The sequence below is a fragment of the Gordonia sp. PvP123 genome, assembly GCF_040547295.1.
GTDB classification, from domain to species: domain Bacteria; phylum Actinomycetota; class Actinomycetes; order Mycobacteriales; family Mycobacteriaceae; genus Gordonia; species Gordonia terrae.
Genome location: NZ_JBEPPN010000002.1, coordinates 323,142 through 346,129 on the forward strand (window position 1 = coordinate 323,142; position 22,988 = coordinate 346,129).

The 22,988-nt window shown below is 69.2% G+C and carries 19 protein-coding genes and 2 pseudogenes; 10 read left to right on the top strand and 11 right to left on the bottom strand.

Going from position 1 to position 22,988, the window contains the following annotated elements; all coding sequences use genetic code 11:
- Positions 1-76 precede the first annotated feature (76 nt).
- The gene (locus ABIC25_RS04335; protein ID WP_354560123.1) at positions 77-1,012 is read left to right on the top strand and encodes an epimerase; all 936 of its coding nucleotides are present in this window, start codon (positions 77-79) and stop codon (positions 1,010-1,012) included.
- 28 nt (positions 1,013-1,040) lie between these two features.
- On the opposite strand, the gene ABIC25_RS04340 is transcribed toward ABIC25_RS04335, so the two are convergent.
- Genes ABIC25_RS04340 through ABIC25_RS04350 form a run of 3 tightly spaced genes read right to left on the bottom strand, consistent with a single transcriptional unit; the run spans position 1,041 to position 2,968 of the window.
- Positions 1,041-1,643 carry an energy-coupling factor transporter transmembrane component T family protein gene (locus tag ABIC25_RS04340; RefSeq protein WP_354560125.1) on the bottom strand — a complete coding sequence of 201 codons (603 nt, stop codon included), beginning with the start codon at positions 1,641-1,643 and terminating at the stop codon, positions 1,041-1,043.
- The gene (locus ABIC25_RS04345; protein WP_239400517.1) at positions 1,640-2,314 is read right to left on the bottom strand and encodes an energy-coupling factor ABC transporter ATP-binding protein; all 675 of its coding nucleotides are present in this window, start codon (positions 2,312-2,314) and stop codon (positions 1,640-1,642) included. Before ABIC25_RS04345 ends, ABIC25_RS04340 begins: the two co-directional genes overlap by 4 nt.
- Positions 2,315-2,335: 21 nt before the next feature.
- Positions 2,336-2,968 carry a biotin transporter BioY gene (locus ABIC25_RS04350; RefSeq protein ID WP_101819270.1) on the bottom strand — a complete coding sequence of 211 codons (633 nt, stop codon included), beginning with the start codon at positions 2,966-2,968 and terminating at the stop codon, positions 2,336-2,338.
- 97 nt (positions 2,969-3,065) lie between these two features.
- Between ABIC25_RS04350 and guaA the strand changes: the two genes are divergently transcribed.
- Entirely contained in the window at positions 3,066-4,682 is a 1,617-nt protein-coding gene (guaA, locus tag ABIC25_RS04355) for a glutamine-hydrolyzing GMP synthase (protein WP_435529092.1), read from the top strand.
- Between the two features lie 108 nt (positions 4,683-4,790).
- Here the strand turns inward: guaA and ABIC25_RS04360 are convergent, their stop codons facing one another.
- Together ABIC25_RS04360 and ABIC25_RS04365 are read right to left on the bottom strand one after the other, a co-directional pair.
- Positions 4,791-5,036 carry a hypothetical protein gene (locus ABIC25_RS04360; RefSeq protein WP_101819109.1) on the bottom strand — a complete coding sequence of 82 codons (246 nt, stop codon included), beginning with the start codon at positions 5,034-5,036 and terminating at the stop codon, positions 4,791-4,793.
- Positions 5,033-6,448 (bottom strand): PspC domain-containing protein, encoded by a 1,416-nt coding sequence (locus ABIC25_RS04365; protein ID WP_354560335.1) that lies wholly within the window; start codon positions 6,446-6,448, stop codon positions 5,033-5,035. Before ABIC25_RS04365 ends, ABIC25_RS04360 begins: the two co-directional genes overlap by 4 nt.
- Before the next feature lie 171 nt (positions 6,449-6,619).
- Between ABIC25_RS04365 and ABIC25_RS04370 the strand changes: the two are divergent.
- A pseudogene (locus tag ABIC25_RS04370) lies at positions 6,620-7,717 on the top strand (PspC domain-containing protein); the annotation flags it as partial.
- Positions 7,718-7,827: 110 nt separating this feature from the next.
- Here the strand turns inward: ABIC25_RS04370 and ABIC25_RS04375 are convergent.
- A pseudogene (locus ABIC25_RS04375) lies at positions 7,828-7,887 on the bottom strand (hypothetical protein); the annotation flags it as partial.
- Between the two features lie 36 nt (positions 7,888-7,923).
- Between ABIC25_RS04375 and ABIC25_RS04380 the strand changes: the two are divergent.
- Positions 7,924-8,628, top strand: a complete 705-nt coding sequence (locus tag ABIC25_RS04380) for a LuxR C-terminal-related transcriptional regulator (protein ID WP_101819107.1) — start codon at positions 7,924-7,926, stop codon at positions 8,626-8,628.
- Positions 8,629-8,649: 21 nt separating this feature from the next.
- Here the strand turns inward: ABIC25_RS04380 and ABIC25_RS04385 are convergent, their stop codons facing one another.
- A complete protein-coding gene (locus tag ABIC25_RS04385; RefSeq protein ID WP_354560128.1) occupies positions 8,650-9,915 on the bottom strand; it encodes a serine/threonine-protein kinase in 1,266 nt (421 codons plus the stop codon).
- 77 nt (positions 9,916-9,992) lie between these two features.
- Here ABIC25_RS04385 and ABIC25_RS04390 point away from each other — a divergent pair, with 77 nt between their 5' ends.
- The 6 genes from ABIC25_RS04390 to ABIC25_RS04415 all read left to right on the top strand — a co-directional run bounded on the left by ABIC25_RS04390 (position 9,993) and on the right by ABIC25_RS04415 (position 17,854).
- Complete coding sequence (locus tag ABIC25_RS04390; protein ID WP_354560130.1) at positions 9,993-11,018, top strand: Rv2578c family radical SAM protein; 1,026 nt, start codon at positions 9,993-9,995, stop codon at positions 11,016-11,018.
- A gap of 260 nt (positions 11,019-11,278) precedes the next feature.
- The gene (imuA', locus tag ABIC25_RS04395) at positions 11,279-12,109 is read left to right on the top strand and encodes a DnaE2-dependent mutagenesis accessory factor ImuA' (RefSeq protein WP_354560132.1); all 831 of its coding nucleotides are present in this window, start codon (positions 11,279-11,281) and stop codon (positions 12,107-12,109) included.
- Positions 12,109-13,815: a DNA polymerase Y family protein gene (locus tag ABIC25_RS04400; RefSeq protein ID WP_354560134.1), complete on the top strand. Its 1,707-nt coding sequence runs from the start codon at positions 12,109-12,111 to the stop codon at positions 13,813-13,815. Before imuA' ends, ABIC25_RS04400 begins: the two co-directional genes overlap by 1 nt.
- A gap of 61 nt (positions 13,816-13,876) precedes the next feature.
- On the top strand, positions 13,877-15,106 hold the full coding sequence (locus tag ABIC25_RS04405) for a UPF0158 family protein (RefSeq protein WP_354560136.1): 1,230 nt from the start codon (positions 13,877-13,879) through the stop codon (positions 15,104-15,106).
- A 106-nt stretch (positions 15,107-15,212) separates the two neighbouring features.
- Positions 15,213-17,123, top strand: coding sequence for a S9 family peptidase (locus tag ABIC25_RS04410; protein ID WP_354560138.1), 1,911 nt, complete (start codon positions 15,213-15,215; stop codon positions 17,121-17,123).
- Positions 17,120-17,854: a DUF3159 domain-containing protein gene (locus ABIC25_RS04415; RefSeq protein ID WP_354560139.1), complete on the top strand. Its 735-nt coding sequence runs from the start codon at positions 17,120-17,122 to the stop codon at positions 17,852-17,854. The genes ABIC25_RS04410 and ABIC25_RS04415 overlap by 4 nt, the downstream gene beginning before the upstream one ends.
- A 10-nt stretch (positions 17,855-17,864) precedes the next feature.
- On the opposite strand, the gene ABIC25_RS04420 is transcribed toward ABIC25_RS04415, so the two are convergent.
- From ABIC25_RS04420 to ABIC25_RS04435, 4 genes are read right to left on the bottom strand one after another with little or no spacing between them, the layout of a single operon-like run.
- Positions 17,865-18,485 (bottom strand): response regulator transcription factor, encoded by a 621-nt coding sequence (locus ABIC25_RS04420; RefSeq protein ID WP_354560141.1) that lies wholly within the window; start codon positions 18,483-18,485, stop codon positions 17,865-17,867.
- The gene (locus tag ABIC25_RS04425; protein WP_248645104.1) at positions 18,482-19,750 is read right to left on the bottom strand and encodes a sensor histidine kinase; all 1,269 of its coding nucleotides are present in this window, start codon (positions 19,748-19,750) and stop codon (positions 18,482-18,484) included. Before ABIC25_RS04425 ends, ABIC25_RS04420 begins: the two co-directional genes overlap by 4 nt.
- Positions 19,751-19,780: 30 nt before the next feature.
- Positions 19,781-20,863 carry an alanine racemase gene (locus ABIC25_RS04430; RefSeq protein ID WP_239400495.1) on the bottom strand — a complete coding sequence of 361 codons (1,083 nt, stop codon included), beginning with the start codon at positions 20,861-20,863 and terminating at the stop codon, positions 19,781-19,783.
- On the bottom strand, positions 20,860-22,800 hold the full coding sequence (locus ABIC25_RS04435; protein ID WP_354560143.1) for an SDR family oxidoreductase: 1,941 nt from the start codon (positions 22,798-22,800) through the stop codon (positions 20,860-20,862). The genes ABIC25_RS04430 and ABIC25_RS04435 overlap by 4 nt, the downstream gene beginning before the upstream one ends.
- Positions 22,801-22,988 lie beyond the last annotated feature (188 nt).

Sequence of the window (22,988 nt, forward strand, 5' to 3'; positions counted from 1 at the left end):
CGCATTGTGAGTGGGGGATCCCGTTCGGCGTCGTCGCCGGGGTAGGGTCGGCGTGCACGGCCGAACGGGGGAGCGCATGTCGGGCACAGAGTCGCCGACCGTGGTGTTGGCGGGCGGAAGTGGTTCGCTGGGAACGCATCTGGCGACCGATCTCGCCGCGCGCGGACACCATCCGGTCATCCTCACGCGGCGGATCGATCCGTCGTCGCCCTTCGAGCAGGTGATCTGGGACGGCAAGACCCAGGGCGACTGGGTCGAAGTGCTGGCCGCGGATCGGCCGACGGCGGTGGTGAACCTCGCGGGCAAGCTCGTGGACTGTCGTCCCACCGAGGCCAACATCGCCGCGCTGCGGAGCAGTCGGGTGGATGCGACTCGCGCTCTCGTCGTCGCCTCCCGGGCGCGGTCGACCCCGATCTCGTACTGGTTGCAGTCCAGCACGACGGCGATCTGGAGCGACGCAGGTGACCAGTGGTGCACGGAGTCGACGCCGGTCCCCCTCGGCCTGCCACAGATGACCGGCGTCGCGCAGCCGTGGGAGGACGCGGTGGACGGCGCGAACACCGATCACCTGACCGTGCTGCGGACGTCGATCGTCCTCGACGCGGATGCCCCGGCCATGCGCCGTCTCGCCGGCCTGACGAGATTCGGTCTCGGCGGGCGGGTCGGCGACGGCCGGCAGTGGTTCAGCTGGATTCACATCGACGACTGGCTCGCGATCGCCCGCGCGGCACTGCGCGTCGACGACGCGGTGTCTCTTCCCGACGGTGTCGTCGTGGCGGCCAGTCCGTATCCGGTGCGCAACACCGAGCTCATGGCGATGCTGCGCGCGGAGATCGGACGCCCGCCGGCGCCGCCGACGCCGGCCTGGTTGCTGAAACTCGGTGCGGAGGTGCTGCGTACGGATCCGGCGCTCGGGCTCACGGGACGCCGTGCGCGATCGGATGTCCTGGCCGACGTCGGGTTCGAGTTCCGCTTTCCCCGGCTCGAGGACGCACTCTCGGATCTGCTCTGAGTCGTCGTCCGTCGGCGGCAGCGGGGAGTCAGTCCAGGCCGCGCGCGGTGAGGGTGTCGGCGAAGCCGTCGGCGGTGCGCAGCGCGGCGAGCACGACCGGGGCGACGAGGATGCGTGGCCCGGGACGCAACCCGCGGGCCTTGCGCGCCTCGTCGACCTCGCGCACCACCTCGACCATCAGCGGGATCGCCCGGATCGTGAGCGCCAACGCGATCGCGATGAGGTCCACGCGCACACCGAAGCGGGCCAGCGGCCCCAGTGCTCGGACGATCGTGTCGAGCATGTCCGTGGTGCGGGTGGTCAGCGAGACGACGGCGGCGAGTGCGACCGACAGCGCGAGGACCCCGCAGATCACCACGGCCCGTCGCCAATCGGTGAACACGACCTGGAACGCGAAGATGAACAGCAGCAGCCACAGCAGCGGGCGCAGCTGCCGCCATGCCTCGCAGGGGCCGATCCCGGCCAGTGCGTAGATCACTGCGACGCCGAGGGTTGCGATCCCGAGAGCCGGCAGCGACCGCACGGTCAGCGACACCACGAGGATGAGCACGCCCATCGCGAGGAACTTGAACCCGGCGGGCAGGCGGTGCACGAGGGTGTTGCCGGGCCGGTAGACGCCGAGCACGTTCACGACATGAGCCTGCGGTACGCCGCGAGCGCGGGCCCGGGGGAGTCGTCGGCGACGACGCGCCCCTCGTCGATGGCGATCACCCGGTCGAAGCCGGCGAGGATGTCGAGGTCGTGACTGACGACGACGAGCTGTTCGTCCAGGGTGTCGAAGACCCGGGTGAGCATGCGGGTGTTGCGCAGGTCGAGCAGGGTGGTGGGCTCGTCGGCGACGATGATCGCCGGGTCGGTCACGAAGATCGACGCGAGGGCGAGGAGTTGCTTCTGTCCACCGGACAGTCGCTGGGCGGGATGGTCGGCGTGGTCGCCGAGTCCGAACCGGGCGAGTACCGCACGAGCGCGATCGGCGCGCGCCGCCTTGTCGAGATCGGTCCGGCGGAGGGACAGCTCGATGTCCTCCAGCACCGTCGGCATGATGATCTGGCGGTCGGGGTCGGAGAAGATGAACCCCACCCGTCGGCGGACCTCACGCTTGTTCTTCGCGACCGGCAGGCCGTCGACGGTGACCGTCCCCGAGTCGGGCACGACGAGCGCGTTGATCATCCGCGCCAACGTCGACTTACCGCTGCCGTTGGCCCCGACGATCCCGATGCGGTTCTCCGACAACGTGAGCGAGACGTCGCGCAGCACGACACGACCGTCGTAGGCGTGCGAGACGTTCTCGAACTCGATCATCCGGCTCGGGCCACCGCCGCGTCAGCTGTCGGCGACGCCGGCACGCCGCGACAGTCGCATCGGTGCGATGAGTCCGGGCCGCCCGCGATGGACCTGGGCGGCGACCAGCGCGGCGACCACGGCCTTCGCGATGTCACCGGGGATGAACGGGCCGTTGGCCGACAGCGCCGCCCACACCGTCAGGTCGGTGCGCAGGAGCATGCCGACGATCCCGAACACGTAGAGCACGACGATCCCGCCGAGCACGTTGATGCCGATGCCCCAGATCACGCGGTAGCGCGGGGTGGTGCCGACACCGAGCATCATCGCGGTCAGCACGCCGATCACGATGACGGCGGGCAGGAACCCGATGAAGAAGCCCGCGGTGGGCGAGGAGAGCGAGGTGTACCCGTTGCGGCCGCCGGCGAGGATCGGCAGCCCGGCGATCGCGAGCACCATGAAGAGCACGACCGCGAGGGTTCCCTTCTTGGGTCCGAGAACCGCACCGGCGAGGATGACGCCGAGCGACTGGAGGGTGATCGGCACACCGCTGGAGCCGATGTTGATGGTCCCGGGCAGTCCGAGCGCGGCGATCAGCGCGGCGAACACGGCGGCCTGGGTGAGGTCGCCGATGCTCAGCGACCAGCGATGGGGGGTTTCCGGCGATGCAGTCATGTCGATTCCGGAGTATTTCACGCGGGTATCGCGGGCCCGCATCCGCCGGGCGGGGTGACCAGGGACGGGCGCCGGTCCGCCCACTAGACTCGGCCCGGTGACAGACTCTTCTGCGACAGATTCTCCTGCGAACTCCCCCGAGGATTTCCTCGAGGGTCCGCGGCCGGTGCTCGTCGTCGACTTCGGCGCGCAGTACGCGCAACTGATCGCCCGCCGGGTGCGCGAGGCACGCATCTACTCCGAGGTGATCTCCCACGACGCTCCGATCGAGAAGATCCAGGAGAAGGATCCGGTTGCGATCATCCTGTCGGGTGGTCCCTCGTCGGTGTACGCCGAGGACGCGCCCGATCTCGATCCGGCCCTCTTCGACCTCGACGTCCCGGTGTTCGGCATCTGCTACGGATTCCAGGCGATGGCCGACAAGCTCGGTGGCGAGGTCGCCAACACCGGCGGCCGCGAGTTCGGGCGCACCACGCTGACCGTCAACGGCGAAGGTGTTCTGCATCAGGGCCTGTCGGACACCCAGCCGGTGTGGATGAGCCACAACGACGCCGTGCAGAGTCCGCCCGAGGGATTCACCGTCACCGGGTCGACGCCCGGTGCGCCGGTCGCGTCGTTCGAGAACCTCAAGCGCCGGATGGCCGGGGTGCAGTATCACCCCGAGGTGCTGCACACGCCGCACGGCCAGCAGATCCTCACGCGCTTCCTCTACGAGATCGCGGGCCTCGAGGCCACCTGGACCGCCGCGAACATCGCCGACGCGCTCATCGACGCGGTCGCCGACCAGATCGGCGACGGACGGGCCATCTGCGGACTGTCCGGTGGAGTCGATTCCGCGGTGGCGGCCGCGCTCGTGCAGCGGGCCATCGGGGATCGGCTGACCTGTGTCTTCGTCGACCACGGACTACTGCGCGCGGGTGAACGCGAACAGGTGCAGCACGATTTCGTGGGCGCGACCGGCGCCAAACTCGTCACCGTCGACGCCGCGGACGTGTTCCTGCGCGAGTTGACCGGCGTGAGCGATCCGGAGACCAAGCGCAAGATCATCGGCCGGGAGTTCATCCGGTCGTTCGAGGGTGCGGTCAGCGAGGTCCTCGGCGAGGAGGCAGAGGCGGGGGAGAAGGTCGACTTCCTCGTGCAGGGCACGCTGTATCCCGACGTCGTCGAGTCCGGCGGCGGCAGCGGGACGGCGAACATCAAGAGCCACCACAACGTGGGCGGCCTACCCGACGACCTCGAGTTCAGCCTGGTGGAGCCGCTGCGGCTGCTCTTCAAGGACGAGGTGCGCGCGGTCGGCCGCGAACTCGGGCTGCCCGAAGAGATCGTCGCACGTCAGCCGTTCCCCGGACCGGGTCTGGCGATCCGGATCGTCGGCGAGGTCACCGGCGACCGCCTGGAGATGCTCCGCAAGGCCGATCTGATCGCGCGCGAGGAACTCACCGCCGCGGGACTCGACGCACAGATCTGGCAGTGCCCGGTGGTGCTGCTGGCCGATGTGCGCAGCGTCGGTGTCCAGGGAGACGGCCGGACCTACGGACACCCGATCGTCCTGCGCCCGGTGTCGAGCGAGGACGCGATGACCGCCGACTGGACGCGCGTGCCCTACGAGGTGCTCGAGATCATCTCGACCCGCATCACCAACGAGGTGGCCGAGGTCAACCGCGTGGTGCTCGACGTGACGAGCAAGCCGCCGGGCACCATCGAATGGGAATGAGGCGATGAGAAGCGGGGGGGGGGGGGGGGGCCCCCCCCCGGGGGGGGGGGGCCCCCCCCCCCCCCCCCGCTTCTCTGTCTCCGCCGGGAATCGGGACCGTTGTCGCGGTCAGCGCCGGGAACGAGTCCCGGACACGATCAGCACGAGCCCGATCAGCAGGCCGATCCCGACCGCGACCCACCCGAGGTCGGCGGCCTCGGGCAGTGCCGGCCCGTCGGCGAGTCCCCATCCGGCCACCGCGAGGGCCGCGATCCCGAGGAGTCCGAGCCCCGGTGCGCGATGGGTGGACCCGCATCCCCGGTCGTCGCTGGTGGCCGCCGGGTCGTCTCCGTAGGTGTTGTCGGGTGCGTTCATCGCAGGACCTGAACCTCTCCCATGCCGGTGCGGGCGTCGATCTGCAGGACCGGGCCATCGGTGCCGTCGCGGCCGCCGTCGAGCCCGGTGGGGCAGGTGTAGTCACCGATGCCGGTCTGGCAGTTGGCACGCACGTTCATCGTGTCGGGGACGTGGACCCGGATCGTCCCGACGCCGTTCTCCAGGCGCACCGTCCGGTCGGTGGTGAGATCCACCGCGCGCAGGTCCAGGGTCATCTCGCCGACGCCGAGCGAGTATTCGGCCTGGATGTCGTTCTCGGTCAACGGCTTCCATTCGCGCTCGCCCGCCCCTCCGGCGGGTAGCGGTCCGGACAGCCCGCTCACCCCGGAGATCACGGTGGCGACCACGACGGCGGCTCCCAGGACGATCGCGATGGGCACGAGGCCGGTGCTGTGTTCCCCGGTCCGGCGCCGGACGACGGCGGCGACCAGCAGTCCCGCGCCGATGACGGCCAGTGAGAGCGAAAGGATGTGCGGCACGGTGAACCAGTCGACGCCGATCTGGTGCAGGCCCGTGCCGACGGCGCCCGCGATGATCGCGAGACCGATCACGATCAGCGTCAGAGGTGAGCGTCGGCGCATGCGGGCGGGCGGCTCCGCCGGGCTGGCCGGCTCGGGCAGATCCCACGCGAACCGCGCCGCCCCCAGCGGATCCCATGCGGGCGGACTCACGTCGAGGTCGACGTCGTCGCGCGCCCCACTGGTCCCCGAGGTGTGCGGAGCGTCGGCGACCGCCCCTCCGCTCCCTGAGGTGTGCGGAGCGTTAGCGACGAGCCTCGAAGGGTCCTTTTCCAACTCGACCCGGGGCGCAGGCGTCACCGGATGGGTACCGGCCGGACTGCTCATCCCACGCGGTACCCAGCGCTCGAACTGACCGGCCGCCGGCGGCGGGACGACGATGTCGGTGACCGCCGCGGTGTCGATGCTCGTGCCTACCGGTGGAGTCGGGGTGCGCAGATACAACAGGAACCAGCCGCCGAGCATCAGGATCGCGCCGACGAGTCCACCGGAACCCCATGTCCGGTTGGGTCCGACAGACGTGACGATGACGATCGCGAGCACGACCAGGAGGATGACCTGGGGGTTGCCGAGTCCGTGCAGCGAGCCGTGCGAGCTGTGGCCGGCTCGCGCGGATTCGACCCGGAGCGCATCGGCGCGTGCGCGGCCGGCGCCCGGGAACGCGACCCAGGCCGCGAGGTAGAGGATGAGTCCGCTGCCACCGAAGAACGCCGCCACCACGAACGCGACCTTCACCAGCGTCGGGTCCACGCGGTAGCGCGCGGCGATGCCGGTGCAGACGCCGGCGATCGTCCGATCGTCGGGCCGATACGGGCGGGTCGACCACATGCCCTGGATCTGCTGCTGGAACTCCTTGGTCTCCATGCCGATCATCGTGCCGCCCACCGGGCCACGAACACATCGGGTGATCCCCTGAATTGTCCCCCGGAGAAATCCGGTGTGCAGGGGTGGTGGAGCGACACACCCTGAGATCGACACGCACGAACCGGGGTTGACCCCGATGTCGCGGAGCCGATCGCATGGGACGATCGAGGAGTGAGTCGAATGGAGGTCGAACCGGTCCCGAGGCTGGTGCGCCGCGACGGCGGGCGCGTGGTCGCCGGCGTCGCCGGTGGACTGGCCGACCACCTCGGTGTCGATGTGTTCCGCGTGCGGATCGTGTTCGTGGTGCTGGCCGCGCTGGCCGGGGCCGGTGTTGCCGCGTACGGTCTGCTCTGGTTCTTCTGCCCCCAGGGGAGCGACACCGCGCCACCGGCGCCGGGTGTGCGCCGTCAGTCGCTCGGACTGGCGATGATCGGGCTGGTGGCGATGGCCGTGGTGGGGTTCGCGGCCTCGGGGACCCCGGCGTCTTACCTCGTCCCGTTCGTGTTCATCGCCCTCGGCGCAAGCCTGGTGTGGCGCGAGTTCGACACGTCCCATCGGGCACCGCGTACCCCGTTGCTCACCTGGACCCGGCTGATCGGCGGCGTCGCGCTCGTCGTCGGCGGTCTGGTCGTCGTGGTGGTCGCGGGCGACCGCAGCTTCGGCGGACTCAACTCGACGATCCTCGCGGTCGGCGCGACCCTCATCGGCGTCGTGTTGCTGACCGTGCCCCTGTGGATGCGCCTGCTGCGCACCCTCAACGAGGAGCGCTCCGCCCGGATCCGGAATGCCGAGCGCGAGGAGATCGCCTCGCACCTCCACGACTCGGTTCTGCAGACCCTGGCGCTGATCCAGAAGAAGGCGGGTCGGCCCGACGAGGTGGCACGGCTGGCCCGGAGCCAGGAACGCGAGCTGCGGGCGTGGCTGTTCGGTGATCCGGCGACCGAACGCGGTTCCCTGGCGGCGGCGCTGCGCAGTGTGGGCGCCGAGGTCGAGGACGCCTACGGTATCGAGGTCGAGATCATCACCGTCGGTGATCTGCGCCCGAACAACACCCGCGACGCCAAACGATGGTCCGCTCTCGTCGGCGCGACGCGCGAAGCCCTGGTCAACGCCGCCAAGCACTCCGGCGAGCGCACGGTGGACGTATACGGCGAGATCACCGACGACGAGGTCGAGGTGTACGTGCGCGACCGTGGCCTCGGCTTCGACCCCGAGACGGTCGACGACGACCGGCAGGGGATCTCCCGGTCGATCCGCGCTCGCGTGGAACGGATGGGCGGGCGCGTGCGGATCACCTCGACGCCCGGACGCGGAACCAACGTGGGCCTCATGATGCCGCGCGGTGACGGGGGTTCGGTGGAGGAGAGATCCGACCCGGAGAGATCTGACCCGGAGAGATCTGACCCGGAGAGGTCCGAGCCACCCGCGCGGACCGGCGAGATGAGCATGGATGCGGTCGCCCCGGCCGACAACAGGAAGGCACGATGACAGCGAGTCCGACGAGCCCCGACCCCTCCGGTCCGGTGACCGTGTACCTGGTCGACGACCACGCCGTCTTCCGTTCCGGGGTCCGTGCCGAACTGGCCGACGAGCCGGGTCTGCGTGTCGTCGGCGAAGCGGGTGCCGTGGCCGACGCGATCGACGGGATCGTCTCGACGGCGCCGGATGTGGTCCTCCTCGACGTGCACATGCCGGCCGGTGGCGGGGTGGCCGTGCTGCGCGGCGTGCTCGATCGGATCGGTTCGGCCGCACCGGGTTCGGTTCCACCGGTGTTCCTCGCGCTGAGCGTGTCCGACGCCGCCGAGGACGTCATCGCGACCATTCGCGCCGGCGCCCGCGGTTACGTGACGAAGACGATCGCAGGTCCGGAACTCGCCGACGCGGTCCGTCGGGTGGCCGACGGCGACGCGGTCTTCAGTCCGCGTCTGGCGGGTTTCGTCCTCGACTCGTTCACCGGCAAGTCCTCGGCCCCCGAGCCGCCGCTCGACCCCGAACTCGACTCGCTGACCAGGCGAGAACTGGAGGTGTTGCGTCTGCTCGCGCGGGGGTACACCTACCGCGAGATCGCCGAGGAGCTGTTCATCTCGATCAAGACGGTCGAGACCCACGCGTCGAATGTCTTGCGCAAGACGCAGCAGTCCAACCGCAACGCCCTCACCCGGTGGGCGGCCACCCGCCACATCGGCTGAGCGCCCGCCGCGGACGACCGCTCAGCGCACCAGCGCGATCGCGAGTACGACGACCACGGCGAGCACCGCGAAGAACACGAAGATCGACACCGCGAGCGCGGTGCTCGACGTGCCCGACGGTTGCGCGGGCGGACCGTACGACGGCCGGCGTCCATCGGACGGATGGTGCTGTGCCGTGGGCGGTCTCGGCGTCGACGAGTGTGGTTGCGACGTCGACATCATCGTGGGGGACATGCCCTGTCGGGTGCGCGGCAGGTCGCGGGAGCCGCGATCGGCCGACATCGTCGGGGCGTACGGGGGCAGGGTGGCGCCGGCGGGGCGGTGCGGACCGGTGGTGGACGATCGGTTGGTCCGCTGCGACCAGACCGGCGTACCCGCTCCCGGGCGGGTGATCAGGCCGGTCAGGACCTGATCACGGGTGCCGCGGGAGCCGGCCGCGAACGAGGTGAGGAGATCTCGAGCCTGGCTCATCGTCGGGCGTTTGGTCGGGCTGGGTTCGAGGAGACGCAGCAGGACCGGCTCGAGTTCGGCGGCATTCTGCATGGGATTGATGCGGGCCCGTGCGACCCTGTGCAGCAAGGCGATCGAGTTGTCGTCGACGCCGAACGGCGGCTGGCCCTCGACCATCGTGTAGATCGTCGCGCCCAGTGAGTACACGTCCGACGCCTCTTGTGGATCGGCTCCGCGGGCGACCTCGGGGGCGAAATATGCCGGCGTGCCGGTGATCACGCCGGTCTGGGTGAGGGTGACATCGTCCTTGGCTCGTGAGATCCCGAAGTCGGTGATCTTGACCAGGCCCGTGTGGCGGCCGCCCTCGGCGATGAGGATGTTGCCCGGCTTGATGTCGCGGTGCACGATCCCCGCGGCGTGGGCCTCGACCATCGCATCGGCCACCTGCGCGCCGATCTGGGCGGCTTCGGCAGGTGCGAGTGTCTTTGTGGCATGGAGGATCTGGGCGACGCTGCGCGACGGCAGGTACTCCATGACCAACCAGGGTTCGCCCCGGTCGAGGGCCACGTCGTGCATGGCGATCGCGTTGCGGTGGGAGAGTTTGGCGGCGATGCGGCCCTCTCGCATGGCCCGCTGGCGAACATTGTCCGCGGAGTCCTCGGTGAGGCCCTCGGTGGAGACGACCTGCTTGACGGCGACGTCACGGTCGAGGAGCTGGTCGCGGGCGAGCCAGACGGTGCCCATGCCGCCCCCGCCGATCCGCGACTTCAGGCGGTATCGTCCGGCCACCAGATACTGGGGACCCGGGGCATGGTGGGGTCCGGCGGTCGTCGACATACGGAGATGATAGCGGCGCGGCCCGCACGGCGGGCACGCACTTGACAGTCGAGTCGTACGTATGTTCGACTCGGATCATGCGATGGTCCGATCAGGCGGTGGAGGTCGACGACGGGTCGCTCCCCGGGCTGAGCCGTTCGGGTCTGGTCCGGTCCGTTCGCACGCCCGAGTTCGAGGGTGTCACATTCCACGAGGTGCTGGCCAAGAGTGCGCTCAACCGCGTCCCGGAGGCCTCGCAGCTCCCGTTCCAGTTCACGGTCAACACCTTTCGCGGGTGCACGCATGCCTGCCGCTACTGTTTCGCCCGTCCGACGCACGAATACCTGGACCTCGACGCGGGGACGGACTTCGACACCCAGGTGGTCGTGAAGCTCAACGTGGCGGCGGTGTTGCGCAAGGAACTCAAGCGCCGATCGTGGAGCCGGGAGACGGTGGCACTGGGCACCAACACCGACCCCTACCAGCGGGCCGAGGGGCGATACCGGCTCATGCCGGGTGTGATCTCCGCGCTCGCCGAGTCCCGGACGCCGTTCTCCATCCTCACCAAGGGCACCTTGATCCGTCGTGATCTGTCGCTGTTGCGTCAGGCCGCGGGGGAGGTGTCGGTCAGCGTCGGGATCTCGCTGGCGATCCTCGATCCGGATCTGCAGAAGAAGATCGAGCCCGGGACACCGTCACCGCAGGCACGGCTCTCGCTGATCCGCGACCTCGCCGACGCCGGGATCGCGCCGCATGTGATGGTGGCCCCCGTCATCCCGTTTCTCACCGACTCCTCCGCGCATCTCGACTCCTTGCTCGAGGCCCTCGCCGACGCCGGTGCGTCGGGCGTGACCGCGTTCCCGATGCATCTGCGGTCCTCGACGAAGCCGTGGTTCCTGGAGTGGCTGGCGGAAGAGCATCCGGCTCTCATCCGCCGCTACCGAGGGCTGTACGGGCGTGGCGCCTATGTCACCCCGGAGTACTCGTCGTGGCTCCGTGACCGGATGAAGCCGCTCGTGCACCGACACGGCCTCGCGGGGTCCGGTGGTCTCCGGCAGGCGGGTCGGGACACGTCGACGACGGTGGCCGCGCCCGAGTTGCAGCACGCCCTCACCCTGTTCTGACCCCTGCTCTTCCGAGTCGGCGCAGTCCTGATCTGCGCCGATTCGACGTGTTCGAGTACATGTGCTGTCGCGCAACGGATTTCGATGTCATTTGACGCTTGTCGGTGGTTGGTTCTACTCTCGAAACATCGAAAAAGTGTTCGAATGATCTGCGGCCGGGGGTACCCCTCGGGATCACTCGGAAGGCTGTTCGAGACCCTGGTGGCGCGCACCTTCCCGGCTCGCTCGAGTACCTCATGTCGACTGGAGGGTGTCCGGAGATGGATGTGTCAGCTGGTGTTGCCGTGACCGATGTCGCGGCCCGTGGACGCGCCGACGAACTGGCGGGATTGCGTCGGCGGATGGCGGCCATGTCCGGTCGGCCCGATCAGCGGGTGGTCGAGGTCCGCGATCGGGCGGTGGGTGTACTCCCGATGCCGGATTCGTTGTCGGAGGTGATGCCGCACAACGGGATTCCGCGGGGTACGGTGGTCGGTCTCGATGGTGCCCGCTCGGTGCTGGTCGCGATGATCGCAGCGGTGACCCGTGCCGGTGGGCAGGTGGGGATCGTCGGTCTGCCACGGTTGAGCTTGTTGTCGGCGGCGGAGATGGGTGCCGACCTGTCCCGTATCGCCACCATCCCCGATCCCGGCCCCGATCCGGTCGAGGTGGCGGCGGTCCTGCTCGACGGTATGGACCTGGTGATCCTGGACCTGGCGGGCGACGGCGTGGGGACTCGCCCACGGACCGAGGTGGTGGCCCCGTCACGTGCCCGGGTGGTCATGGGTCGGGTACGCAAGCAGTCGTCGGTGTTGCTGGTGACCGGTGGCACCTGGCCGGGCGCGCAGCTGGCCATCGAGGCCCGTGTCCTCACCTACCGGCACAGCCCGCACCTTCCGGGCCGAACCGCTTCCCGCGCAGCCGGTCTCGACTCCGCGCGCAGTGGCTACGGCCGCATCGGCGGGATGCGGTTGCAGGTCACGGTGTCCGGCCGCGGCCGGCAGTCCGCGAGCACCGAGGTCGAGCTCCTGGCGGCGGGTCACGGCGCCGACCGCACGGTCGAGATGGTCGCGGCGACGAGTACCTCCCCGGTGCTCGCGGTGGCGAACTGATGCCCCCCGAGGAGACGGGGGCCCGGCGGATTCTCGCGCTCTGGTGCCCGGACTGGCCGGCGATGGCGGCCTCGGCCGAAGCGGACCTGCCCCCACTGCATCCGGTGGCGGTGCTGTCGGCGAATCGGGTGGTGGCCTGCTCGGCGTCGGCCCGGGCGGCGGGTGTCCGCCGTGGGATGCGCAAACGCCAGGCGCAGGCGGCGTGTACGGAGATGACCGTGGTCACCGCCGACGAGAACCGGGACGGGCGGTTGTTCGAACCGGTGGTCGCCGCGGTCGCCGAGGTGATACCAGCTCTCGAAGTGCTCCGGCCGGGTCTCCTGGTGATCGCCGGCGACCGCGCGGCCCGCTATTTCGGGGGGATGGAGGCCCTCGCGGAGGAACTCGTCGACGTGGTGTCGGCATGTGGCATCGAGTCGCAGGTCGGCATCGCCGACGAGATCTTCACCGCTGTCCTCGCCGCCCGGAACGGGCATCAGGTGGAGCCCGGAGGTGACCGGGAATATCTCGCCGGGCGGCCCGTCGCCGATCTCGCCGTCGAACCCAGCATGAGCGATCCGTCCCGGGCTGATCTCGTGGAGTTGCTGCGCCGGCTGGGGATCGGCACGATCGGCGCCTTCGCCGACATGTCCGTCACCGACGTCGCCACCCGGTTCGCCCGGGATGCGGTGGTCGCGCATCGGCTCGCCAACGCGTTGCCGGGGCGCGTCCCCTCGTCCCGCGGTGTGCCCGCCGAACTCGACGTCGACCACACCTGCGACCCGCCGGTCGACCGCATCGACGTCGCGGCGTTCATCGGCCGTACCCTCGCCGACGCGCTGCACCGACGCCTGCGCGATGCCGCGGTGGCCTGTACGCGACTCACGATCACCGCGACCACCGAACGCGGACAACAGCATTCGCGAACCTGGCGGTGCGCCCAACCGCTGACGCCGGAGACGACCGCGGATCGTATCCGATGGCAACTCGAGGGGTGGCTGACCGGCGCGGCACGACGTACCTCCCCGCTCGAAGCCCCCTACGGGAGCACAGCCCAGGGGAGAGGTGCGCAGCGCGTCACGGTGCGGGACACCCGGCCCGACTCACCGATCGTCCGCTTGCGGCTCGAGCCGGTCGAGGTCGTCGAGGCCGGTGCGCTGCACTACCAGCTCACCGACGATCTCGCCCGTGGCGGACTGGCCGGTGAGCCCGACGTGGAGGAGCGCGCCCGGCGTTCGCTGGTGCGGATACAGGGCTTGCTGGGTGGTGACGCCGTGCGCATCCCCGTGTTGAGCGGTGGTCGCGGACCCGCCGAACGGATCACGATGGTCTCCCTGGGCGACGAGCCTGCTCCGCACCGGGACCCATTGGCGCCGTGGCCCGGGCGCCTGCCACAACCCAGCCCGACGGTGCTGGTGGAGACCGCGATCCATGTGCTCGACGCCGTGGGGCAACCGGTGAAGGTGACCGAACGCGGGGCCTTCACCGCCGAACCGGTGACCGTCGCCTTGGCATCATCCCGGGCACGCCGATCGAGCTGGGGGCTGTGTTGGTGGGCCGGGCCCTGGCCGGTCGGGAGCACCGACCGGCCCACCGGGCCACCGGGGCCGGCCGGAACCACCGAGACCGGACTCATCGCCCGGGCACAGGTGTTGCTCGACGATTCGCGTGCCCTGCTGCTGTGCTACCGCGCAGGCGAGTGGATCGTCGAGGGGGTCTATGAGTGACTAACGAAACGCCCGAGTACGAAACGGTGCGTCTTCGCCTCCAAGATGTCACTCTCGACGCATGGCGCGCACATGGTTGTCGGTGACCGTGGAACTGCTCGGTGGTCGAGGTACGGAACTGTGGCCCTGGCCGGGCAGGGTTTTCGCGGTCGGACCGGCGCACACGTTCAAGGATCTGGCGACCGCCGTCGATGACGCGTTCGCTCGATGGGATCGTTCCCATCTGTCACTTTTCACCCTGGACGACGGCAGGGTGGTCGCCGACGCCGCGCTCGGTGCCGACCTGGCCGGTGGTATCGCCGGCCCGATCTCCGAGCCCGTGGACATCGCCACGGCCAAGGTCGCCGCGTTCGCAGCGACAGGCTCCGAGTTCCAGTACACCTTCGATCTCGGCGACGAGTGGACCCACCGGTGTGTCGTGGGAGATCTGAAGGTTGACCCGTTGGACGTGTTGGGCATCAAGCCGAAAACGCCGCTGGCGTACTTCGGCTGGGGCGACATCCCGGATCAGTACGGTCGACGGACGGCCGATGGGGACGACGAGACGCCACCACGCCCCACCGTTCCGCATCCGATGCTCGTCGGGCAGTGGCCCGCGCAGAAGGAGATACGCGAACTCGATCTGGGCGAGGTACGCGGGTCGATCGCGTCGTCGGATGCCGATCGTTTCCTGGATGCCGTCATCGGATGCGATCTGCACGACGTACTCCAGCAGGTCGGCCCCGGGGTGCCGATGGCACTGCAGAAGCGCCGCGAGCGAGCCGAACCGGTGGCCGTGTCGATCGTCGAACAACTCAACCGACGGGGGGAGTCCGGCGACGCCGAACTCGCCGAGGACCTGCTCGCGAGTCTGCGCGGTGAACCCGCACCGGGACGGCCGGTCACGGTGGATCTCGAGATGCTCAGCGACCAGATGGAAGGCGATCCGAGCCGATCGACCGGTGGCTACGTCGACCTGACCACCGGTTTCGCCTACGACGACGAGAGTCTCGAGCCGGGGGTATTTGATGAGGAGATCGATGTCGAGGAGGACCCGGATCGCTGGCTGCGCTTCGACTGCGTCGGTTCGCGCGACAGCTGGCGGGACATGGCGGACTTCGCCACGCGCATCTCCGATCCCGATCTGAGGAATCGTCTGGAACGTGCGATCGAGGGGCGAGGCGCGTTCCGCAGGTTCCGGGACGTCGTCCACGAAGCGGGCGTGAATCAGCGCTGGTACGCGTTCTCCACCGATCGCAAGTTCGGACGGGCGCGCGAGTTCCTGGTCCGGCAAGGATTCCGACCGACCTGACCTGCGCACTCTGACATCTGTCACGGGTCGCCGCACCGGAATGTCACGACATTCTGATGATCGGCGACACTACAGGCCACGCCTCGTCGCGGGCAGGGTCGAATGCATGACGACGACACGAGAACACACCGCACCAGGACTCATCCCGCTCGAGGACTTCTTCAGCCCGCCGCAGCGCACCGGCGCGACGATCTCGCCCGACGGCACGCGGATCGCGTTCCTCGCCCCGTGGCGTAACCGACTCAACGTCTGGGTCGAGGATCTCGAGCCCGGCAGTGAGCCACGTTGTGTCACCGCGGATGCGACGCGCAGCGTTCGCAACTTCCGGTGGACCGATGATCCGCGGTGGCTGGTCTACCTCCAGGACACCGGCGGTGACGAGAACTGGCATCTGTTCCGCGTCGACCTCGATGCCGACGATGCCGGTTCGGTCGACCTGACCCCGTTCCCCGGGGCACGAGTCGTCGGAGCCGAGACGGTCGCCGGCCGGTCGGGCACGATCTCCTTCCTGATGAACGCGCGCGACGTGAGCGAGTTCGACCTGCACGAGATCGACATCGCCACCGGGGAGATCACCCTGGTGGCGCAGAGCCCGGGCGTGGCCATGTCCTGGATGCGCGGACCCGGGGACGACATGATCCGCCTCTCGCAGACCGACGGGGGAGGTCACGAGATCGCCCGCCTCGACTCGGCCACCGGTGACCTCAGTCCGGTCGTCACCTTCGACGGGGACGATTATCCGTTGGGAGTGGCCCCGCTGGAATCCACTCCCGACCGCACCGGGATCTGGGCGGGTTCGAGCGATGGTGCAGACCTGACACGTCTGGTGCGCATCGATGTACGGACGGGCGAGATCACCGAGGTCGACGCGCATCCGACGCTGGAGATCGACGGTGCCCGGCGTGCGGTGGCCGAGATGTCGTCGGCGCTGCTCCGTGACCGTGGCACCGGCGAACTCATCGGCGTCCGCTATCTCGGCGAACGGCAGGTCATCCACGCGCTGACAACGGAGTTCGCAGAGGTGCTGAAGAACCTCGAAGTCCTGTCCGACGGCGATGTCGGCGAACTGTCCTCGGACGAGAGCGGACAGAAGTGGATCGTCAGCTTCACCCACGACCGCGACCCGGGTGCGACCTGGTTCTACGATCACTCCACCGGCGAGAGCCGTCGGCTCTATCGTCCGTTCCCGCATCTGCATCCCGAGGCGTTGGCACCGATGACCCCGGTCACGATCACCGCCCGCGACGGCCTCGAGCTGCCGTCGTACCTGACCCTGCCCGTCGGCACCGATCCGACCGGACTGCCCCTCGTGGTGCTGGTCCACGGCGGTCCGTGGTACCGCGATTCGTGGGGATACCAGCCGACGGTGCAGTTGCTCGCCAATCGCGGATATGCCGTGCTGCAGGTCAACTTTCGCGGTTCCGTCGGATATGGGCCGACGCACACCCGCGCGGGGATCGGTGAGCTCGCCGGCAAGATGCACACCGATCTGCTGGACGCCGTCGACTGGGCCGTGGCACAGGGGTACGCCGACCGTGACCGCGTCGCCATCATGGGTGGTTCCTACGGCGGGTACGCGGCACTCGTGGGTGCGGCGTTCACCCCGGACGTGTTCGCCGCCGCCGTCGACTACGTCGGCATCTCCGACCTCGAGAACTTCATGCGCACGCAACCGTCGTTCCTCGGCAAGGAGTCCCTTGCCAACAACTGGCACCTCTACGTCGGCGATCCCGACGACCCGCAGCAGGTCGCCGAGATCCGTGCTCGCTCACCGATCAGCCGGGTCGACGACATCCGGCGTCCGCTGTTGATCGCGCAGGGAGCGAACGACGCCCGCGTCGTCAAGGCCGAGTCCGACACCATCGTCGAGGCGCTGCGGCACCGCAAGATCGACGTCGAGTACCTCGTCTTCGACGACGAAGGCCACGGGTTCGTCAATCCGGAGAATCAGATGACCTTCTATCGCGCCGTCGAGCGCTTTCTCGCACGGCATCTCGGTGGGCGGGAACAGTCATGACCCATGCCGCCGAATGCACGCGCAACCAGATGTTCGACACCCGAGGACGATCGGAGGGCACCACCGTGGACGAGACCACCCAGAAGGAGACCCGGCAGAAGAACGACGCGGCCGATTCTCGGCCGAAGACCACCGACGCTCAACAGGTCTTGATGGATCAGCTCGGCGGTGTGTCGGGGATGATCTACTCCGCGATCCCGGTCGTGGTGTTCGTCGCGGCCGATGCGGTGGCGACACTGCCGATCGCCATCGGCGCCGCGATCGCCGTCGCCGTCCTCACCGCGGGCATACGTCTCGCCCGGGGTGAGCCCGTGGTGCAGGCGTCGGGCGGCATCATCGGAGTGGCCGCCGCCGGTGCGGTCGCCGCCGCCACCGGGTCGGCGGACGGGTACTTCCTGCTCGGGATCTGGGCCAACGGGATCGAGGCGGTCATCGTGCTGGCGACCGTGCTGATGCGTAGGCCGCTGACGGGAATGCTGTGGAACCTGCTGCACGGCAACAAATATTCGTGGCGTCAGGACCGAGTCGTGCTGCGCGCGCATGACATCGCCACACTCGTCCTGACCGCGGTCCTCGCGTCGCGATTCGGTGTCCAGCTGTGGTTCTACGAGACGCATGCCACCGGGATGCTCGCGACCGCGAAGATCGCGATGGGATTCCCGTTGTTCGCCGCCTTCATCGGTGTTGCGGTGTGGGCGTTCCGACGGTCGACTCGACGACTCGTCGGGTGACGCCAGGGTGTCAGATCCAGCCGAGTTCGCGAGCCTTGAGGGCGGCCTCGTAGCGGTTCGACGCGTCGAGCTTGGACATCGCCGACGACAGGTAGTTGCGTGTCGTCCCCGACGAGAGGTGGGCACGGCGGGCGATCTCCTCCACGGACGCCCCGTCGAGGGCGAACTCGAGGACGTCCGCCTCGCGGGCGGTCAACACCGAGTCGCCGGTGCTGATCGCCTCGGTGGCGAGCTCGGGATCGATGTACCGACCACCGGCATGGACCGTCGAGATCACCTGCGCCAGTGTGGTGGCGGGGGTGGTCTTCGGCAGAAAGCCCCGGACACCCGCGGCCAGCGCACGTTTGAGGTAACCGGGCCGTCCGTGGCTGGTCACGATGAGAACCCCGGCGTCCGGTGTGAGGGTGAGGAGCTCCATGGCGGTGTCGATGCCGTCCATGCCGGTCATCTGGAGATCCAGGACGGCCACCGCCACGGGTTTGCCGGCGTCGACCCGTGCTCGCCACTCCTCGAGGAGTTGCTCGCCCGACTCGACGTGCGCGACCACCTCGATGTCGGCCTCGAGATCGAGCATCGTCGCCATCGCTGTCCGTACGAGAGTCTCGTCGTCGGCCATCAGGACCGGGATCATGGCTTCGCCCAACCGATCTGTAGAAGAAACTCATCGTCGCGCACGCTGGTGTCGAGAGTCGCGCCCACGGGCTCGAGTCGCTCGGCGAGGCCACGGAGGCCTGACCGCGGTGACGGTGTGTGCATGTCACCCACCCCGACCCCGTTGTTGCGCAACGACATACCGTCCGGCTGCAACGTCAGTCGCGCCGACGACGCGGCCGAGTGCTTGACGATGTTGGTCGTACCCTCGCGGACCACCCACGCGGCCACCTCACGGTAGCGATCAGGTACCTCGGCCGGCTCACCGTCCACGACGAGTAGGCAACCGGCGGCCGACAACAGCGATCGGGCGCCGGCGACCTCACCCGTCAGGTCGACGTCGCGGTAGCCGCGGACCAGCGAACGCATCTGTTCCATCGACCGGACGGCGAGCGACTTGATCTCGTCGATCTCGGTCGCCGCCCGGGCGGTCACGGTCTCGCGATCCGCGGTGGGGGACTCCGCGGCACGGAGCAGGGAACCGGCCAACTCGCTCTTGACGGCGATCGCGGAGAACCCGCGTCCGACGACGTCGTGGAGGTCGCGCGAGAAGCGCAGTCTCTCCTCGGCGACGCGGAGTCGTGCCTCGACCGCCTTGGCGCGCTCGAGGTCGTCGATCACGTGCAGGCCCCACTGGGTGGCGAGGGTGGTGGCGACCATGACGAGCCCGATGACGAAGACGTAGACCGTGAGTCGGACCGCGCCCGGCACCGAACCCGACAGCAGCGCACCCGATCCGAGACTCAGTGCGGCCAGCACCCACCAGCGGTGGCGGAGGAACGGCAGTACCGACAAGGCGACGAGGAAGGCGACGTACATGCCGAGCGTGCGTGCCGCGTCGATGTCGGAGCCCGCGACGCCGGAATCCTCGGCGGCGGTGTGCGAGGCGATCACCGCGGCCACCCAGACCGCTGCCATCACGAGCACAGCACCGATGAGCAGGCCCCGACGCCAGCGGGCGGTCGGCCCGACGGCGAAGTCGGGCTGTGCCTCGAGGGCGACGACGGCGGCCGCACCGCCGAGGAGGATCCCGGCGATCGACCATCCGGTACCGGCGGAGACGCTCAAGACGATCGAGATGGCGACGATGACGGCTTGGAGGGTGCATCGGGTGTAGAGCCGGTACCGCTGCGGTCCCGAGAGTTCCCGCCACCGGGCCGCCGTGCGCGTCACCACCGACCGTCGTCCCCGCCCTTCCGGAGACGCCGAAGCCGAGCGGGCGACGCGATCACCGGAGCGGTCCATCCGTCCAGTGTCGCAGGCCCGGCAACCAGATCAGGTGTTGCGTCCTCGCGCGATGACCGGCCACCGGCTGTCCGAGCCGTCGATCGCCACCAGTTCGTCGACGAGGTTGACCGCGTTGCAGACGTGGTTCGGTACCACCCTGAGGACATCGCCCGGCCGGGGGACCGACGTCGACTCCGTCGGGAACTCGACGACGGCGTGGTGTTCCGACAACTGCACGACGCGAGCCTCGGGGTGGTCGAGGAGCCGCCCGTGACCGGTGGCCCAGGCGGCGCGGTCGGCGCCGAGGATCTTGCTGCCGGCGTCGACGACAACTCGGCCGGCGTCGCTCCGCACCACGGTCGTCACCGCGGTCAGCGCGACGTCGTCGAATCCGCAGGCGCCCATCTCGATCTGCTGGGCATCGTTGAAGGGGTACACGCCCGGACGGATCTCGGTGAGCACACCCGCGTGCGACGGGTCGCCGACGAATTCGATGGTGGGCGTGGACCCGCCGCTGCGTACCCGCGGATCGATCCCCTGCGCTCGCAGACCGTCCGCCGCCGTACGGAGCGCCGCCACCTCCTGGTCCGCGGCCCGCCGCCGGGTGTCGCCGACGCCGTAGCCGTGACCGGGGAAGGTGAACACGCCGACGACGTCGAGTCCGGCTGCCACTGCTGCCGCCGCGACCTCACCGGCCCCCGCGGGCGCGGTTCCGGTGCGGTGCTGTCCGGAGTCGACCTCGACCAGGGCCTCGATCCGCTGCTCGCCGAGCAGCGCTGCGAGATGCCGTGCGCCCTCGACGGAGTCGATACCCACCCGCAGCGACACCCGGTCCGCGAGGGCCCGCAACCGGGCGGCCTTCGCCGGTGTCGGCCAGATCGGGTAGGCGATGAAGATGTCTGTGCACGCGGTGATCTCGGCGGCGTCGGCGAAGGCCTCGGCCTCGCCGATGGTCGCCACCGCCAGACCCGCGGCACCGAGATCGAGCTGCATGCGGGCGATCTCGGCGCACTTGTGGGTCTTGGCGTGCGGACGCACCGCCACGCCGATCGATCGCGCACGGTCGGCGAGGAACGTGAGGTTACGCGTCATGCGGTCGACGTCGACCTCGAGATAAGGGGTGTCGATCACGAATTCTGCCCGCCGGCATCACGATCCGACCGACCGAGCGCCGCTGCCGATTCGCCGAACACGAGGAACTCCTGGTGCAGGATGCGGGTGGTCAGGCCGGGGGTCACCCGGTGCCCGATCTCGGCGACGAGCCCGACGAGCGAGTCGACGCGTTTGGGCCGGTCGACGATGGCGTGCAGGACGCGCGCCGCGGCGCGGTCCACATTCCAGGTCCCGGGCTGGTTGTCGTAGGCCTCGGTGGGCGCGATCATTCGCGTCTTCACCAGGGGGAGGCGAACATTGGAGAAGGTGACATGGTCGGAGACGGTCTCGGTGCCGGTGACGTCGCTGAAGGCCTCCAGTGCGGCCTTCGACGCCGCGTACGCGCCGAAACGGGGCCCGCGCGACTGCACCGCGACCGACGTCACGTTCACCACGTGGCCTGCCTGCCGGGCGACCATGTGCGGCAGCAATCCGAGGACGAGGTTCACCGCGCCGAAGTAGTTGACCGCCATCACCCGGTGGTAGTCGTGCGACCGGTCCACCGAGTTGACGGTGGCACGACGGATCGACCGCCCGGCGTTGTTGACCAGGATGTCCACGTGACCGTGTGCGGCCAGGACGGTCTTGACGAGGGCATTGACCGATTCCTCGTCGGTGATGTCGCACTGATACGAGGTCACCTGGCCGGGCGGGATGCCCTTCTTGCTCGTCGTCGAGTTCAGTTCCGCTGTCGCCGAGGCGAGTTCCTCGGCATTGCGGGCGACGATGAGGACGTTGGCGCCGCGGGCGACACACATCCGGGCGGTGGCCTTGCCGATCCCGCTCGACCCTCCGGTGATGAGGATGTTCTTGCCGACGAGCGGCCCGCGCGGATCGGTGCGGCGGTTGCGTGACCGGTCGAGGTGTCGCGACCAGTAGGTCCACAGGCGCGGAGCGTATTCGGCGAAGTCGGGCACGGTGATGCCGAGGTCGTGCAGAACCGCGACGGTGGTGTCGGCGCGGAAGTCGACCGGGATCGTCACCGCATCGAGCAGTGCCCCGGGTATGCCTTGCTGCGCGGCGACGAGGTTGCGTCCGACGCGCGCGATTCCCATGCCGGACAACGCCATCACGGGTTCCACCGCCGCCCGCGGAATGGCATCGAAGCCGCGCGGGGCGCGGAATGCCGGTGCCAGCGCGTTGTACATCTCGGTGGTGGTGAGCGACTTCGGGTCGCTGAGGTGGAACACCAATCCACTGCGAGTGGGATTGACGCCGATGAGTGCGACCATCGCGTCGGCGACGTAGTCGACGGGCACGATGTTCAGCGTCCCCAGGTCGGGCATCGGCAACCGCAGCATCGAGGGCAGCCGGCCGAGCGCTCCCAGGTGGCCGAAGAAGTAGTAGGGGCCGTCGATCTTGTCCATCTCGCCGGTACGCGAGTCGCCGACCACGATCGACGGCCGGTAGACGCGCCAGCGGAGTCCCTCACGATCGCGGACCACGCGCTCGGCCTCGAATTTGGTGCGGTGGTACGGAGTCGGAAATCCCTGTCCGACTTCGAAATCCATCTCGGTGAAGCGCCCACGGTGGTCACCGGCCACGGCGATCGAGGAGACATGGTGGAACAGTGCATCGTGTGCGATCGCGAAGTCCGCGGCGCGCGAGGTCCCGACCACATTGGCGGCGCGCTGCGACTCGGCATCGGCGGCCATGTCGTAGATCGCGGCCAGGTGGATGACGTGATCGATCGCGGGGACCGCGTCCGGTGAGATGCCGAGCCCGGGCGCGGTCAGGTCGCCGACCACGGGTGTCACGCGGTCACCCGCGCCGAGGTCGTCGAGCATCGCGACGAAGGCCGCGCGTGACGACTCGCGAACCAGGGCGTGGATCGTGTCGTCGGGAGAGGCTAGGAGACGATCGAGAACGCGACGTCCGATGAATCCGCTGCCCCCGGTGATGAAGTAGCTCGTCATGTGAGAGATCCCATCAGATGGGCGGGCCGACGGCCCGCTGGCTGTCCGCGCCCCGCGGGCCGCGGATGTGTCTGGTACTCAGAGTGACACCAACTTGCGGCCTTGGCAACGGTTCGTCCCGTCGCGAGTCGCCGGTGTTGACCATTCGCGAGCAGTGCTCTCTAATAGTGAGAGCACTGCTCACGAAT